This is a genomic window from Pseudofrankia saprophytica, from assembly GCF_000235425.2.
GTDB lineage: Bacteria > Actinomycetota > Actinomycetes > Frankiales > Frankiaceae > Pseudofrankia > Pseudofrankia saprophytica.
Genome location: NZ_KI912266.1, coordinates 4053740 through 4068961, shown reverse-complemented (window position 1 = coordinate 4068961; position 15222 = coordinate 4053740). Strand labels below are relative to the sequence as shown.

Sequence of the window (15222 nt, the reverse complement as noted above, 5' to 3'; positions counted from 1 at the left end):
AACCGTCCGGGCCACCGGCCCGCTGGTCCAGTCATCGCGGACTGCGTGCTGGGGGGTCACGGCGGCGGCGAGCCTCCGACGGACCCAGCACCCTTGTTGATGTTTCTTCTGCGACATCGGGCACTTTTCGGTCCTGCATACGGACACGTTCGGCAACGGCGAGGTGCTGGCGATCGATCCGTACGCGGTCCGCCGCACCGAGTGGACGGTCGAGGCCGACTATCGCTACCCCAGCGTCAACCCGGTGGCCGAACCAGGCCCGGACGGCCGCCGGCCAGTGGGCGAGACTCATTTCCGGTACCGGATCGAGCTGCCGTTCGCCGTCTGGCTCGGCGGCGCCAACGGTCCTGGCTCTGTGCTGTTCTCGGTCAGCGCGCCGACGTCGGCGACAACGCTGCGGCTGTACTGGATGAGTGCCTTCGACCCGGCCGTCCACGGCGACGAGCCGGTCGACGGCGACGGCCTGCAGGCCGTCGAGGATCTGATCTGGGCACCCGACAAGGCGATCGTCGAGTCGCAGCGCCCGGCCCGGGTGTTCGCCGCGACCGAGGTCCACCGCGCCTTCGATGGTCTTGGTGTCGCCTACCGCCAGGCCCTGCGCGACCTCGGCTTCGCCGGCTGACCATCGTCCCGCGGCGGCCCGGGCAGATCCTCCCGAACGCGATCTCAGCGCGACGGGTCCAGTCACTGAGGTCGCCGGCACGGTGTAGGCGGGTCTGGTCGACGAGGCTCGGCCACGTCCGCGCTCCCCCGAGATCGAGGACCGCGGGCTGGCGACACCCGTCCCGGTCGGCACCCGGGCCAACATCCGCTACCCGAGCGGCACGCTCAAGCACTTCTTCGACACCGTGTATTACCCGATCTTGGAAGCGACGGTCGGGCGGCCGTACGCGCTGTACGGGGCGGTCGGCTGCCAGGGAAAGCGTCTCCTGGTGGGACGCGGTCCGGTTCTGCAACGCGCTGTCGCGCCAGGCGGGACTGCCCCCCGCGTATCGGGCCGGTGCGGGCGAAGGTCGGGTTGAGTGGGACGTCGCCACCGGGGACGGGTACCGACTGTCCACCGAGGCCGAGTGGAACGCCCTGCTGTGGTCCCGGGCTGTGATCTCAACCGGGCCAGGGGCTTTGTTGCCCCCTACCCGTTGACCCACCTGAACGTGCATGCCTACAGTTCCTTTGGTCAATGAAACTAGTTACATACCCGGCAGGCATGGCTGCGTCGCAGGTCGCATCGCTGTGACCGATCCGGGCAAGCCGCGCGTTTCGGCCGTCGGCCATGGGTTTCCCGCTATCGCTGGGTGCGCGGACCAGGCGTTGCCGGGCCGAGTCCCCGCCGGTTGTCCCTCTTCTCCGATCACCCGAACGGCCAAGGAAGGAAAGATCAGCATGATCCCGAAAGTGGTCGTCATCGGTGCCGGCGTCTACGGCGCGGCGGTGACGGCCTCGCTGACGCGGCGAGGCGCCAGCGTCGTTCTCGTGGATGCCGGTGCGCCGGCGGGTGGTGCCTCCGGTTCGACGTTCTCGTGGACCAACTCCTCCACCAAGCATCCACGCTCCTACCATGATCTCGGCGTCGCGGGGATGGAAGCCCACCGGCGGCTGGCTGCGCGGGTGCCCGGCAGCGACTGGTACCACGAGGGCGGCAACCTGCAGTGGGCCGCCGACGACGACGAGCGCGCGCACCTGCGGAGGAAGGTCGGCGGTGTCCTCGACTACGGATACGAGGCGCGCTGGCTGAGCCGGGCCGAGGTACTGCATCTCGAACCGGACATCGCCCCCGGGGAACTTCCCGCGGACGGGATCGCCTACTTTCCGCGCGAGGGGTGGATCGAGCCGGCCCGCCTGATCGGCTACCTGCTCTCCAGCGCAGTATCCCGAGGGGCCGAGCTGGTGACGGGCGATGCGGTCATCGGCCTGGTCGCCCCGGCCGGTGCGGTGCGTGCGGTCCGACTTGCCTCGGGACGGCAGCTCTCCACGGACGCGGTCGTGAACTGCGCGGGGCCGCGAGCCGGCGCGATCGCCCGGCTGGCCGGCCTGGCCCTGCCGATGCGCAACACCCGTGGTGTGCTCGTCTACACGTCCCCGGTCGCGGTTTCGGTGTCCCGTGTTGTTCACGCGCCGCGCGTCCATCTTCGTCCGGACGGGGCCGGGCGACTGCTGCTGCACACCCACGAGATCGACGGCGCCGTGCGTGTGTCGGGCACCGGAGAGATCAGTGTCGACCCGTCGGCGGTCGAGAACATCCTGGAGGCGGGCCGCGCGCTCTATCCGGGGACCCGGGCCGCGACGGTGGAAAGCATCCGTGTCGGTGAACGGCCCATTCCCGGGGACGGCCTCCCGGTGCTGGGACGCGCGGTCGAACTACCCAACTTCCACTTCGCCGTCTCGCACAGCGGCGCGACCCTGAGCATCCACGCGGGTGACCTGGTCGCCGCCGAGGTGCTCGGGGAGGACCGGGACGACGCCCTGGCCGCGTTCCGGTTCGAGCGGTTCCGCCCGGCGAGCCGACAGGGGGAGCAACGGTGAGCACAGTCGTCCTGCACGGCGGCGATCTGGTCGATGGCCGGGGCGGAGACACGCGACGTTGTGTCGACATCATCGTCGAGGGAGACGCCGTCCGCGAGATCATTCCCTCGCGTCCCACCGAGGCGTACGGCACCGCCGACGAGATCGTCGACGGTGCCGGAATGCTGGTGATTCCCGGTCTCATCAACAACCACACCCACGGCACCGCGTACGGACCGCTGTTCCCCAGCGGGCATGTGGCCCTGCCACGCGAGCAGGTGCTGGCCAATCTCGACCGACACCTGCTGGAGGGGACGACGACGGTGCTCTGCGTGGACGGCTTCGTCACCGCGGCGGACCTCGCCAGCACCGACGAAGTGCATCCGGTCAACATCGGGCTGGCCTCCTGCAACACCCCGGCCTGTCTGAGGGCGGCGGCGGTCGCGGACGGCGGCGGTCTCACCGAGGCGAACCGGATGTTCACCGCACGTCGGGCCGTCGGCGCCGGTGCGGTCGCGCTCGGCGAGATCGGGGCAGGGCACACCCTCGGCGGGGGTGGGGCGAGCTACCTGTACATCCCAGCGGAGGTCGAGAGACGCACCGGAGTGACGATCACTGCGCGGCAGGCGAACGGGCTGAAGATCGCGGTGCTGGGTCGGCACATCGCGGCGTCAGCGTTCGACCGGGACGCCGTAGAGCAGGCACTCGCGGCCGCGGGCCTGACCGGCAGGCTGTCGGTCGAGGAGGTGCGCGAGCTCGTCTCGGCCATCGTGCTGCCCGCGTTCGACGTCGCTCTGCGCGGGCTCGCCGAGGCGGCCGAGCAGGCCCGCGCGCTGGGTGTCCCGGTCCTGGTACACAACGCGGCCGCCTCGATGACCCAGGTCGCCTCCATCGCGAGGACGGACGTGACGCTGATCGCCGGGCATTCCAACCATTCGAGCTTTGAGCTGCGGGAGGCTCTGGGCCACGCCGAACGACTCAAGGAGGCGGGCGCGATCGTGGATGTCTCCACGTTCGACACGTTCGGCGCCCGCCGCCTCACGACAGGCCCGGAGCTGCTCTACGCGCTGCTCTCCGCGGGACTGGTCGACACGATCTCCACCGACTACGCGGGCGGACACCACGACCCGATCCTGCTGGCGATCGACCAGTCCGTCCGCGCGGGCTCCGTGAGGCTCCCGGCCGCGATAGCGATGGCGACCGCCAACGTCGCCGACGCCATCCCGGGTCTGGCTCCTCGGCGTGGCCGCGTCGTGCCGGGGGCGATCGCCGACCTGGTGGTGACGGATCCCGCGCGGCTGCACTCGGTGGATACGGTCATGATCGGCGGCGAGGTCGTTGTCCGAACCGGCCGGCGCGTCACGCGCTGACCAGCGGGCCCCCAAAACGTGCGGAGGATCCATGGCGAGGCGAGTCACCATCGGCGACGTCGCCGCGCGTGCCGGCGTGTCCACTGCCACGGTCTCCCGTGTCCTCAACGGCGGAGCCGTCACGGAGACGACGGCTACCAGAGTGTGGGATGCGGTCACCCGTCTCGAATACACCCCCAACGCGCTGACCAGGGGCATCTTCGCCGGCCGCTCCAGCGCGCTCGGCGTTGTCATCCGTGACCTGAGCAGCCCCTTCTATCTCGGCCTCCTGCGCGGCATCGACGACGTGGCCGCGGCCAACGACAGCCTCGTCCTGGTCGCCAACACCTTCCGGAACGTCGATCATGAGATCGACCTCATTCGGATGATGGACGAGCACCGGGTGCGCGGGCTCATCACGACGACCGACGAGAGGACTGACAGCCGTACCCGACATATGGCCGAGAACGGCACGCCCTGTGTGATCGTGGCGCGCACCGCGCAGGATCCGCCGTCCGGTCTGCACTCGGTCAGTCTGGATCACGTCGGGGCCGGTCGCCTGATGGCCACGCATCTGATCGAGTGCGGGCGGTCGTCCATCGGCGTCGTCACCTCCGGGGAACGCCCATCCCAGATCGACCGCGTCGCGGGGCTGCGGCAGGCCTGCGCCGAACGAGGTCAGTCCCTGCCCGAGGACGCGGTGACCGCCGCGACCACGGAGGAGGAGGTCGACCGGGCCGTCGGCACTCTCCTCACGCGCGCGGACGATCGACGCAGGCCGCTGGACGCGCTCGCCTGCACGGCCGGCCGCCTGACCGTCGCCGTCCATGCGGCCCTGACCGCGCGAGGAATCGCCATCCCCGACGACATCGCCTTCCTGACGATGGACGACTTCTCCTGGGCCCCCGCGCTCGGCATCACCGTGATCACTCAGCCCTCATACCAGATGGGCCGACGGGCAGCCGAACTCGTCGTGGACCCCCCCGCCGAGCCGGTCAGCATCGCCTTCGAACCCGCACTGGTCGCCCGCAGCTCCTGCGGCGAACGAGCCAAAGTGTGACCCGCACGGGAAGCCCTGGCCAAGGCCGCGCCGTGGGCAACCGGTCGGCGGCCTCACCGTGGCGCCGACCCTCATCGGATATGCAACGTAACCGCGCGGGGTACGCGACTTTCCGCAGGTTCCGCGATCAAGCGTTTTACCCCTGCCTGGAAGCAACTATCGGTCGGCCGTATGCCCTGTACGTCCACGGTGGCTCCGACACCACGGGCGCGGTTCGAAACGTGGAGACGATTGCCACCGGTCTGAAGTGGAAGCGGTTACATGAGCCGGTGACGGTGCTCGGCACGCCGGACGCGAAAGATCGAGAGGCGTGCTGGGAGCTGGGGCCGCGGTGGCCGCAAGCCTGATGCCGTAGCTGACCGACGCCTCGCCTCGTGGGTCGCGCGTTCCGCCTGGCCAGGCGGGTGATTACGAGAAGTGACGTATTCGCGACCAGGGTTCGGCACATTTCTGCGACTGCGCCCACTATCCGATCTTGGAAGCGAAAGTCGGCCGTCCATACGCCCTCTACGTCCATGGCAACAGCGACATGATCGGGGAGATCCGCGGGGTCGAGGCCATCGCCACCGGGCTGAAGTGGAAGCGCCTACGCGACCGAACCGAGACTGCGTCGAGGGGCCCCATCCGCATGGAGATCCGTTTCCGTGACGGGGCGAGGACGGCCCGCGGCGGGAATAGCTACGATGCGGGCACCACCACCATGGAAATGCCGGGGGTGCCCAGGTGGCTGGGTGTCCCGATCGGCGTGCCGGGTGATCGTCGACCGGCGTCGGTGGCTGCCTCGCTGCCGAACATCGAGCTCGATGGACGGCTCGGCGCAGGGGCTTCGGGCTGGTGCTCGCCGGCCGGCACCGGCTGCTCAACCGCGACGTCGCGGTGGTCGGCCTCGGCGCAGGCGGGTCAGTCTTCGGCCAGCATTCTGCGGACCACTTGTTCGAGCTCGGGGAGTTTTTCCTGGAGTACCTGCCAGACGAGGGCGTCGTCGACGGTGGCGTAGCCACGGATGAGGATGTTCCGGAAGGCGACTATTCGAGGGAGTTCGGGGATCGCGGCGGCGAGGTCCGGGGCGACCTTGGAGAGCTGGTTGAGCGCCTCGCCGATGATCTCGAACTCGCGCTCGACGGCGGCGCGGAGCATCGCGTTCGCCCGATAGTCGGCGAAGGTCTGGCCGTGGGCGAAGCTTCTGGCGAGTTCGGCCGCGTTCGCGGCATCCCAGAGATACTTGCGCGAGTCAGGCTGCCTACAGGGGCTGCCTGGTGCGCATGACCTGGTCGCGGAAGTAGGGGTTGCGGATGCTCGTGACGCTGACGACGTCAACGGCGCGGCCCAGCAAGCGCTCGAGTCCCTCCTTGAGGGCGAAGTAGGTGCCGTAGTAGTCGAATCCGGCGCGGTCTGCGTCGAACTCGACGAGGACATCGACGTCGCTGCTGCCCAGGTCGAAGGCTTCGCCGGTCGCGGAGCCGAAGAGGTCGAGGCGGCGGATGCCAAGCCGACGGCAGAGCCCTTGGATCTCCGCTCGCCTGGCCTCGATCAACGGATGCATGCCCACCTCCTCTGGGAAGATTGTGCCCGACCCCGCGGCCTGTGCGCTTGAGCGGGATCGGACCACTCGGTGGCCGAAGCAATACGTGCGCGCGCTGCCGCGAGCCTCGCCAGCGGCGGTGCCGACCCGGCTCGCCAGCGGACAGCGCTCGCTGTCGAGCACCTGGGCGAGCGGCGGGCGGGGCGTAGCTGGTGCCCGGGCGGTGCATCGCTACGTCGAGCGGTTCGCCAGCGTGCCGCGAGAAGCTGACTGACGCGGGTGCCTGCGCTGCTACCGGCCCACGCTGGTCAGACCGTCAGAGAATCAAGTGCCGAGATTCCATGCTGCCGCGAGCGACTCCAGGTTCTCCTGGTCCCTGGCCCGTGCCTCGACCTCGTCGGTGAACAGCGCGTCGGTCTTGCGGAGAACGAGTGTGTAGGGGCGGCCCTGCCTCCTCGTGACGTGGCTGACGGGTAGTTCGGCGGCGTCGATGCGGGAGTGGAGGTGCTGCCTGCGCTTCTCCGCGAGCGGCCAGTCGAACGTGCGCTGGTCCGGGTCTGCCAGGAATGCGCGGAGGGTGCCGCACAGGTCGCAGGAGCAGCCGCCCGCGGGCAGTTCGATCGACCAGTCACCGGACGCGCGCGGCGGTTGAGCCAGCCGGGCACGCAGCCGTGCCGCGCAGTCCGCGGCCAAGTCGTCGAAGCCGACCTCGGCGTGTGTGCCGTCGTCGGGCAGCTCCGCCGCGGCGCGCAGCGCCGGCATCTCCAGCCCGGTGACAGCGTCGTCTCTCTGCCGGAGATGGCCGATCACCGCGTCCCGGGTGCCCGCGTCCGTCATCGCGGCGGCGGCTGTCAGTACGGAGGCGAGCGGTCTGGCCAGGGCGGCGAGTGCCGTGTCGCGGTAGCTGGGCGACGACGAGGCGAACGTTGTGTCGATATCCTTGGCGGCCCACTTCCATACCAGGTCGAGGAGCTGCCGCGCCGCCGCAGCGCCGGCCCCGTGCGCGGCGTGCAGCCCCGCACACAGGGCAGGGAGCTCGTCCGCCACCCACTGCCGCCGTTCCGGTCCGCCGGCGTATGCCCACGCCGGCTGCGCCGCACCAAACCAGGTCCGCAGCAACCCGGCGGTCCACTGCTGGCCGTAACCGCTGACGAGCCTTCCGAATGCGTCGATGTCACCAGTGGTCAGGCTTTCCACGCGGAACGGGTCCAGCAGCATCGTCGCTGTCGCCGGGTCCTCGACGACGCTTGCCGCCCGCAGCGCCTTACCGAAGAGTCCAGAGATCCTCTCCTTGTCATCCGGCGTCCGGGCGCGCAGCGAGCTGTCCCAGAACGGCTGGAGCGTCGCCGCGGCGGCCTGGGCGCCTGAAAGATCACCGGAGGCCGCCATCGCGGCGAGTTCGTCGAGAGCCCAGCCTGGTGAGGTTTCGGCGCGGTTCGCGAAGGCCTGCTCCCGGGGCCAGACGACGACCGCGGCCCGGTGGTACCAGCGGTCCAGCGTGTTGCCCCAGTTGCCCATGTACCCCTCGTACTCCGAGGAGTAGGGCTCGAGGTCGTCGGTCCCGGTGGATGCGCATACCTCGTCGCTTCCAACGAACAGCGAGGTCTTCTCCAGTCGGGTGCCGTCCGGGCCGGTCCAGTGCGTGAGGGTTACCTCGGAGTCGATCAGCTCCTGGATCTCGTAGTCGCCCGAGCTGCCCGAGTCCTCGTCATCGTCATCGTCATCCCAGTACCGGCCTCGGTACTCGTAGTCGTCGTCTGCCTCGTAGGCGCTGTGCGTCGTCTTGATGTCGGCGAGCGCGAGGACGGCCTCGCACCCCGCCCGGTCGGCCGCGGCCCGCAGCAGGGACCCGCGTGCGGCGTCGGCCCCCTTCAGCCCGCTCCAGCCCAGCGCACGGGGGGTGTACTCGTGGTCGAGGAGGTAGGCGAGCCGGCTCGGCGAGGTGGCCGCGCGCGGGCCGTAGCGGCTGGGCACAGGCGTGCCGAAGTGCTCGCGGAGGATAGCGGTCAGCTCGGCGACTGCTCCCTCGTCGCCTTCAGGCAAGGAGGTATCACCGCCAAGCAGGAGGTTGTAGGTGAGCGCGATCCGGTACCCTGACCGCACCTCGAGGATCTCGTGCCGGCAGTCGGCGTAGAAGGCGACCAGTGACAGCGCCGTCTTCGAGCCCCGGTAGGTCTTCTCCTCCTCGAGGTGGCGCACCACCAGCTCGCCGCCGGTGTAACTGGACGGCAGCGTCACCACCATGGTGCCGATCATCGAGTCGTCCTTCTCGCTGTCCTGATGGGCGCGGAAGAACTGGCCCGGCTCATACACGAGGAGGGAATGAAGGTCGGCCGTCAGCTCGGCGGCGATCGGTAGGCCCAGATCGTCTTTCGCCGTTGTCAGGATGGCGTTCAGCGCGTCGTCGTCCCACCTCACGCGAACAAGGTCCTTCGGGATCTCCCAGGTGTCCCGGACGCCGCGGTCGGTCAGCGTCTCCTCGCCGCGGCCGAAACGGGCAGGGTGACCGAGGCCGAGCAGCTCGCGGGCCTGCACGGGCCGCACCGGGAACGCGACGGGCCCGACGCCCTCGACCTCAAGACTCAGGTCATCCGTCCTCGCCGTCAGCGCCACGCCGAACGCGGGCTCTGCGTCACCGCGCAATGTCCTGGCCAACCGGTCACGCGCTGGTGTCGCCGTCACCGTCACCGTCAGCATCCTCCTGCACACCTGGGAACGCGGAACCTGCGCCCGAACTCTAGAGATCCGAACTCGTTCGACGAGAATCGGATGCACGACCTCGCGCGAGGCGCGCGGTTGGCGCGCCCCTACGCTGACGGGGCGGCGCGGTCCGGGGCGTCGAGACCACCGCAACGGGCTTGAAGTGGAAGCAGGTCCTGTCCCCGTCCTCGTCACGCGCGGTCAGTGGACCAGGCCTCCCGTGCAGCCTGCAGGGAGCTGGGAGCCGCGGTGGTGGGCAGCCTCTGACGGGTCATGCACCCTTGTTGATGTTTCTTCTGCGACGTCGGGCATTTCTCCGTCCTGCACACGGACACGTTCGGCAACGGTGAGGCGCTCGCCGTCGACCCGTACCCGGTGCGCCGCACAGCCTGGACGGTCGAGGCGGACTACCGCTACCCGAGCGTGAACCCCGTCGCCGAGCCGGGCCCCGACGGGCGCCGCCCCGTCGGCGAGACGCTCTTCCAGTACCGGATCGAACTGCCGTTCGCCGTCTGGCTCGGCGGCGCGAGCGGGCCGCGCAGCGTGCTGTTCTCCGTGTGCGCGCCCACCTCGGCGACGACGCTACGGCTGTACTGGATGGCCGCCTTCGACCCGGCGGTCTACGGGAACGGCCCGGTGGACGGCGCTGGCCTGCAGGCCGTCGAGGACAGGATCTGGGCACCCGACAAGACCATCGTCGAATCCCAACGGCCCACCAGGGTGTTCGCCGCCACCGACGAGGTGCACCGCGCCTTCGACGCCCTCGGCCTCGCCTACCGCAAAGCCCTGCGCGACCTCGGCTTCGCCGGCTGACCAGCTGCCTCCCGCGGGATTCGCGGACGGAGTCAGGCGTGGGGGCGGCGCACGCGGGGGACGGGCTGGTCGCGGCGGGCGGCCTCGACCTCCAGGCGCTTCCTGAGCAGTTTGCCCTGGCCGAGGAAGGAACGGTTCCGCTCACGGCGTTTCCCGGACAGGCTCCAGTCATTCAGGACCCGCTCGACCCGCACGCTCAGCCGGTCGCTCTCTGCGGTCGCCGTCCCGACGAGCACCACGTTCTCCTGCCACTCCATGGCCGGACCGTGCCGATGGAAGGTCAGGCACACCGGCCCCTCGGCAGCCTGGACGCCCACCGGCAGCCGCACGTCGAAGCCGGCCTCGGTGCGTACGGCCGAGCGGGTGCGCGCCGCCAGCGGCATGCCGTCGGCGACCATGGTCACGACGGGCTCGCCCAGGCGGGCGGTGCGATCGGCGAACGGCCGCCAGTCCGCCGGCGGGGCCGATCGGCTCGGCAGCCGGGGGCCCGTGGGAGCGGGGTCGGAGGCTGGGACCACGACGTCCCCGGGGGCCGTCCAGACCTCGGGCGTCCTGGACAGGTCGCCCTCGGGCCACCAGAGGATCCTCTCGGGGGTGACCTCCACCCAGATGCGAGCGAAATACCATCCCAGCCGCTTCACCAGGAACCACGGCATCCCGGCGAACCCGGCGCCGGTCTTGGCCAGCGACGCGCGGACGTACCGGTCGGTGTTGGCCTGCAGATCCGCGTCGCGTACGGTCGCCCGGCCCTGCACGAGGACGACGGGCACCCGGGGATGGACACCGTCGAGCGCGGTGCCGTCGGCGCTGGAGCAGAGCAGCGCGACGCGCGGGTCGCGCCGGGCGCGCTCGGCCTTGTCGGGGTAGGTGAGCCCGGTGCTCACGTCGAAACTGCCGGCCGCGCCGACGTATGGCGTGACGGGCCAGGTGACGGGCCGGCCGTCACGGGTGAGCGAGGCGTATTCGCAGACCATGGCGCGGTCGAAGATGTCGGCCACGTCGTGCGGCCAGGTGGTCGAAGCGGATGCGGTCATCACGACTCCAGGAGAGCGTTCGCGGGAATGGTGGCGCCGTACAGGCGGGTGAAGCGCCGCCGGTAGGCCGGCCACCAGAACAGGCGGAACATGAGCCGGGCCACGACGGGCAGGTCGGCGTACGACCTCGAGAGCAGGTCGGCGTCCGCGCTGGAGGCGAGCCAGCCGAAGATGACGGGGGCTCGGCGGCGGCCGAAGTCGTCCATCGCCTGGCGCTTGTCGGCCTCGACGTCGTCGAGGGTGAGGTAGCGGAGCATGACCGGAACGGCCGTCAGCTCCTCGTGGTCGAGGTGCTCGTTGACGAGCTCGTGCAGCCGCCACAGGGTGGGCGCGCGCTCGGCCAGGGGCACCCCGCGATCGGAGGCGGCCACCATGAGCGGGTCGAGCACGGAATGCTCGGACTCCAGCTCGGCCAGCACATCCGCCGCCTCCGGTGCGCGGCCGACGAGCGTGGGCCACAGGCTGGCGTTCTCGTGCGAGTGGTGGGCGTGCAGCATGTCCAGCACGAGCGCGAGCTGCTCCTCCAGCAGTTCCTCGTGCGCGTCGTCACGCGGGTTCGCGCACGCCGCGGCCAGGCGGCCGAGCTCGGCGCGGAAACCGGCGTGCATCATCAGGAATCCGGTCAGGTGTTCTGGCATGATCATCAGTCTGTTCCCTCACGTGTCGGAAACAGAGTGCGCGACCTGCCTTTACGTGCACTTGCCGAGCGCTTGTCGGGCCCTTGCCAGCCAGTAGCCGGCGCCCGCCTGCTCCAGCAGGCGTACCGCCTCCTCCAGGTGGGCCCGCGCGCGCTCGTGGTCCCCGAGCGCCAGCAACGCCTCCCCCAGGTGGCCGTCGTACGCCCCGTCGACGGTGCTGCACGTGCCGTTCACGTGCAGCAGCCCGGCGAAGGGACGGAACGCGTCGTAGACCTCCCGCACGACGTCCAGCTCGCCGAGCCGGATCGCAGCGTGCAGCCGGCACATGGCGGCCATCGCCCAGTGGTAGTCACGCGGCGGCAGGGGGGTCTCCACCAGGAGCCGCCGCGCGCGCTCGCGCTCGCCCAGGTCCGCGAGCGCGTACGCCAGGGCGTAGGCGAACCCTGCCAGTCCCGTACGCCGGGACATCTCCTCGATCCACGCCGCCTCCTCGCCGAGGCGGTCCTGCTGGATGAGCGTCTCGGCCCGTACGGCGAGCAGGCTCGCCTCGAAGTAGGCGAGATCGGCGAACGACAGCGTCGCCCTGACGGGCTCGAAGTGGCGGGCCGGGTCCGGCACGCCCTGGAGCAGGTCGAGCCCCACGTGCGCCACGGCCGCCTGCATGGCCAGCGTGGGATTGTGCAGGTCGCGCAGCAGCGCGTCGATCTCCGCCAGCAGCACGCGGGCCGCCGGCACCCTGCCGCACTCCACGAGATGATCGAACAGGTAGAGCTGTGCGATCACCCTGAGCTGGGACGACAGGTCCGGCTCGGCCAGCAGGCGCCGCGCGGTCTCGGCGCGCTGCTCGATGAAGTCCTGTCCCTGCAGGGCGAGCAGCCGCAGGTGGAGCACGCGCCGCGCCACGGCGGGGTCACCCAGGCGCTCGGCCGCCGCCACTGCCCGCGACGAGACCGGGTCGACCTCGTCCTCGCGACCGGTCTGGGCGAGCACGACGGCCCGGACGGCCTGTGCCGTCGCCCAGGCCGGCCTGGACGGCGGCAGCTCTCGCACGGCCCGGTCCATCGAGTCCCGCACGGCGGCCACGTCAAGGCCGTACCGGAAGGGCACCCAGACGCCGTGCCCCATCGCGATGTCGGCGGCGTGGACGGCCAGGTCCGGGTCCGTGCCGGCCAGGGCGAGCGCCTGCTCGACGGCCTCGTAGCCCTCGTCGAACCGCCCGGCGGCGTAGCGGCTCTCGGCCAGCCCGACGGCGAGCTCGAACCGCTCGGCCGGGCCGGCCCCGGCCAGCTCGGCCGCCGCCAGCGCCTCCTGCCACGACACGGCCGCGTCGTCGGGCGCGTGCCGCCGCAGGGCCGCCCGCGCGGCGCGGGCGCAGGAGCCCATCGCCATCCGAGCGGGCTGGGCGCCCAACTCCGCCGCCGCCAGCCAGTGGCGCGCGATCACCGCCGCGAGGTCGTCCCGGTCCCCGTGGACGCGGGCAAGGACGCCCGCGACCTGCTCGTGCACGCGCGCCCGCCACAGCCGCGACCGGCGCGACAGCAACGCGTCGGTCACCAGGGCGTGCGCGAACTCGTACCCGCCCAGCCGGTACGACGATTCCCGGACCAGCCCCGCGTCGAGGGCCAGGTCGAGCGGCCGCAGCAGGTCGCCGACCGTGCCGCCGGCGACCTGGGCCAGGACGCCCGCCTCGAACTCGTCGCCCATCACCGCGGCGAGCTCCAGCAGGCGGGCCGCCTCCTCCCCCAGGCTCGCCACTCGGTGCAGCACCACGTCCAGCACGCCCTGCGGCAGCTCCTCGCCCGCCCGGGCCAGCTCCGTGAGGAAGAACGGGTTCCCGGCGGTGCGCCAGCGCAGCTCCTCGGCCTTGCCGCTGCCCGGGTCGCGGCCGGACAACTCCCGGACGAGCACCCGGACCTCCTCGGTGGCGAGCCCGTCGAGCCCGAGCCTGCGCGCGCCGAGCCGCGACAGCGCCGACAGCGTGCCGGTGAGCGCCGACGCCTCGTGCCGCCTGAAGGTCGCCACCACCAGCAGGCCCGGCCGGCTGGTGGACACCACGTGGACCAGTAGCCGCAGCGTCGCGTCGTCCGCCGCGTGGATGTCCTCCAGCACGACTATCACCGGGCCGGCGGCAGCCAGGAACGCGCCGACCGCCTCGAAGAACCGCAGCCGCGCCCCCTGCGCGTCGGATGCCGGGATCGCCTCCAGCCCGCCCGTCAGGAACCTGCCCACTTCGTCGGGCAGGGTGGCCTCCGGGGCCGTGGCGGCGAGGTCGCGCAGGACCCGTTCCCAGGGCCACAGGGCGGGCGCGGTCTCGTGGTCGGGACTCGACCCCCAGCCGACTGGCACGTCGGCGGTCGCGCGGAACCGCCTCAGCAGGCTCGTCTTGCCGACGCCCGGCTCGCCGTCCACCAGCACGACCTGCCCGACGGCGGACGACGCCTTCGCCGCCTCGTGCAGGAACGCCAGCGCGCTCTCGCGGCCGACGAAGACCGGCTGGTCCGCCGCGGGCTCAGGAGCCCCGCGCGCCGTCGTCTGGTTCGGCGTCGGCACCGGAGGCCGCCGCGGGGGTGACGCCGTGGCGGGCCGCTGCGGCGGGAGCAGCGTGGCGTCCTGGCGCAGCACCGCGCCTTCGAGTTCACGCAGCCGCGGCCCGGGGTCGATGCCCAGCTCCGCGGCGAGCACCTCCCGCGCGCTTCGCAGGCAGTCGAGGGCCGCAGCCTGCCGACCCGCCCTGTAGTGGGCCAGCACCAGCAATTCCCAGGCCCGCTCCCGAAGGGGGTGTTCGCGGACGAACGAGTCCAGCCGCGCGAGCACGTCCGTGTGGCGGCCGAGCTCCAGCAGGGCCGTGGCCAGCCCCTCCACCGCGTCGAGCCGCACCTGTTCCAGACGCCCGATCTCCGGCTGCGCCCACCCCTCGGACCGCACGTCCGCGTACGGGTCGCCTCGCCACAGGTCGAGCGCCTCGGCAAGGGCGTCCACCGCCTCCTTGTGCCGACCCTCGGCCAGATGGCCGGACCCGGCCGACCTGAGCGTCTCGAAGTCCCTTGTGTCCAGGCCGAGCCCGCCGGTCATCAGGCCGTACCCGTCGGCGGCGCTGACCAGGACGGTCGGGGTCGTGCCGGGCCGCCGGTCGGGCTCCAGTCGGCGCCGCAGGTTGGAGATATGGACCTGCAAGCTCCCCTGGGCGCTGGTCGGTGGGTTGCCGGACCACAGCCGGTCGGCCAGGAGGTCCGCGGGGAGCACGCGGTCGGCGTGCATCGCGAGGAGGGCCAGGAGGGCTCGCCGCTTCGGCGGTCCGACCGGTACAGCCTGCCCGGCCACGACGAGTTCGATGGGCCCGAGGACGTTCAGCCGCACAGGTACTCGTTGGATGCGTCGACGAGCGCTTTCAGACGGCTGCACGCCTGGTCGTAGTACTTGCTCGGCACGCACGGCCCCGCCGTGTCGAACCAGCGAGTCACAGCACTCACGGCCCTCCCCACCACACAGCGCTGATCCCAACTCTACGAAACCCGCGGTGAGCGCCGAACCGTCCTGGCCACCGGCCCGCTGGTCCAGTCATCACGGACCACCTGCTGAGAGCCACGGCGACGGCGAGCCCCTG

11 protein-coding genes and 2 pseudogenes are annotated in these 15222 nt (G+C 71.3%); 6 read left to right on the top strand and 7 right to left on the bottom strand.

Annotated elements, in window-relative coordinates:
* Nucleotides 1–115 precede the first annotated feature (115 nt).
* From FRCN3DRAFT_RS44840 to FRCN3DRAFT_RS0216905, 5 genes and pseudogenes are all read left to right on the top strand, one after another.
* Complete coding sequence (locus FRCN3DRAFT_RS44840) at nt 116–622, top strand: (2Fe-2S)-binding protein (protein WP_269799857.1); 507 nt, start codon at nt 116–118, stop codon at nt 620–622.
* Between the two features lie 166 nt (nt 623–788).
* A pseudogene (locus FRCN3DRAFT_RS56225) lies at nt 789–899 on the top strand (flavodoxin); the annotation flags it as partial.
* A gap of 484 nt (nt 900–1383) precedes the next feature.
* Complete coding sequence (locus FRCN3DRAFT_RS0216915) at nt 1384–2523, top strand: NAD(P)/FAD-dependent oxidoreductase (protein WP_007511977.1); 1140 nt, start codon at nt 1384–1386, stop codon at nt 2521–2523.
* Nucleotides 2520–3872 carry an amidohydrolase family protein gene (locus FRCN3DRAFT_RS0216910; RefSeq protein ID WP_007511976.1) on the top strand — a complete coding sequence of 451 codons (1353 nt, stop codon included), beginning with the start codon at nt 2520–2522 and terminating at the stop codon, nt 3870–3872. Before FRCN3DRAFT_RS0216915 ends, FRCN3DRAFT_RS0216910 begins: the two co-directional genes overlap by 4 nt.
* 31 nt (nt 3873–3903) lie before the next feature.
* Nucleotides 3904–4911 (top strand): LacI family DNA-binding transcriptional regulator, encoded by a 1008-nt coding sequence (locus tag FRCN3DRAFT_RS0216905; protein WP_007511975.1) that lies wholly within the window; start codon nt 3904–3906, stop codon nt 4909–4911.
* Nucleotides 4912–5811: 900 nt separating this feature from the next.
* Here FRCN3DRAFT_RS0216905 and FRCN3DRAFT_RS0216900 read toward each other — a convergent pair.
* The 3 genes from FRCN3DRAFT_RS0216900 to FRCN3DRAFT_RS0216890 form a co-directional block, all read right to left on the bottom strand.
* The gene (locus tag FRCN3DRAFT_RS0216900) at nt 5812–6228 is read right to left on the bottom strand and encodes a HepT-like ribonuclease domain-containing protein (protein WP_232794065.1); all 417 of its coding nucleotides are present in this window, start codon (nt 6226–6228) and stop codon (nt 5812–5814) included.
* Entirely contained in the window at nt 6152–6454 is a 303-nt protein-coding gene (locus FRCN3DRAFT_RS0216895) for a nucleotidyltransferase family protein (RefSeq protein ID WP_007511972.1), read from the bottom strand. The genes FRCN3DRAFT_RS0216900 and FRCN3DRAFT_RS0216895 overlap by 77 nt, the downstream gene beginning before the upstream one ends.
* 303 nt (nt 6455–6757) lie before the next feature.
* On the bottom strand, nt 6758–9130 hold the full coding sequence (locus tag FRCN3DRAFT_RS0216890; RefSeq protein ID WP_051466280.1) for a 2OG-Fe(II) oxygenase: 2373 nt from the start codon (nt 9128–9130) through the stop codon (nt 6758–6760).
* Nucleotides 9131–9439: 309 nt separating this feature from the next.
* Here FRCN3DRAFT_RS0216890 and FRCN3DRAFT_RS0216885 point away from each other — a divergent pair.
* A pseudogene (locus FRCN3DRAFT_RS0216885) lies at nt 9440–9946 on the top strand (aromatic ring-hydroxylating dioxygenase subunit alpha); the annotation flags it as partial.
* Between the two features lie 32 nt (nt 9947–9978).
* Here FRCN3DRAFT_RS0216885 and FRCN3DRAFT_RS0216880 read toward each other — a convergent pair.
* From FRCN3DRAFT_RS0216880 to FRCN3DRAFT_RS57130, 4 genes are read right to left on the bottom strand one after another with little or no spacing between them, the layout of a single operon-like run.
* Entirely contained in the window at nt 9979–10980 is a 1002-nt protein-coding gene (locus FRCN3DRAFT_RS0216880; protein ID WP_007511969.1) for a pyridoxamine 5'-phosphate oxidase family protein, read from the bottom strand.
* A complete protein-coding gene (locus FRCN3DRAFT_RS0216875) occupies nt 10980–11624 on the bottom strand; it encodes a hemerythrin domain-containing protein (protein ID WP_007511968.1) in 645 nt (214 codons plus the stop codon). The genes FRCN3DRAFT_RS0216880 and FRCN3DRAFT_RS0216875 overlap by 1 nt, the downstream gene beginning before the upstream one ends.
* 45 nt (nt 11625–11669) lie before the next feature.
* Nucleotides 11670–14975: an ATP-binding protein gene (locus tag FRCN3DRAFT_RS0216870; protein WP_007511966.1), complete on the bottom strand. Its 3306-nt coding sequence runs from the start codon at nt 14973–14975 to the stop codon at nt 11670–11672.
* Nucleotides 14966–15088 (bottom strand): hypothetical protein, encoded by a 123-nt coding sequence (locus FRCN3DRAFT_RS57130; RefSeq protein ID WP_269799829.1) that lies wholly within the window; start codon nt 15086–15088, stop codon nt 14966–14968. Before FRCN3DRAFT_RS57130 ends, FRCN3DRAFT_RS0216870 begins: the two co-directional genes overlap by 10 nt.
* Between the last annotated feature and the right edge of the window lie 134 nt (nt 15089–15222).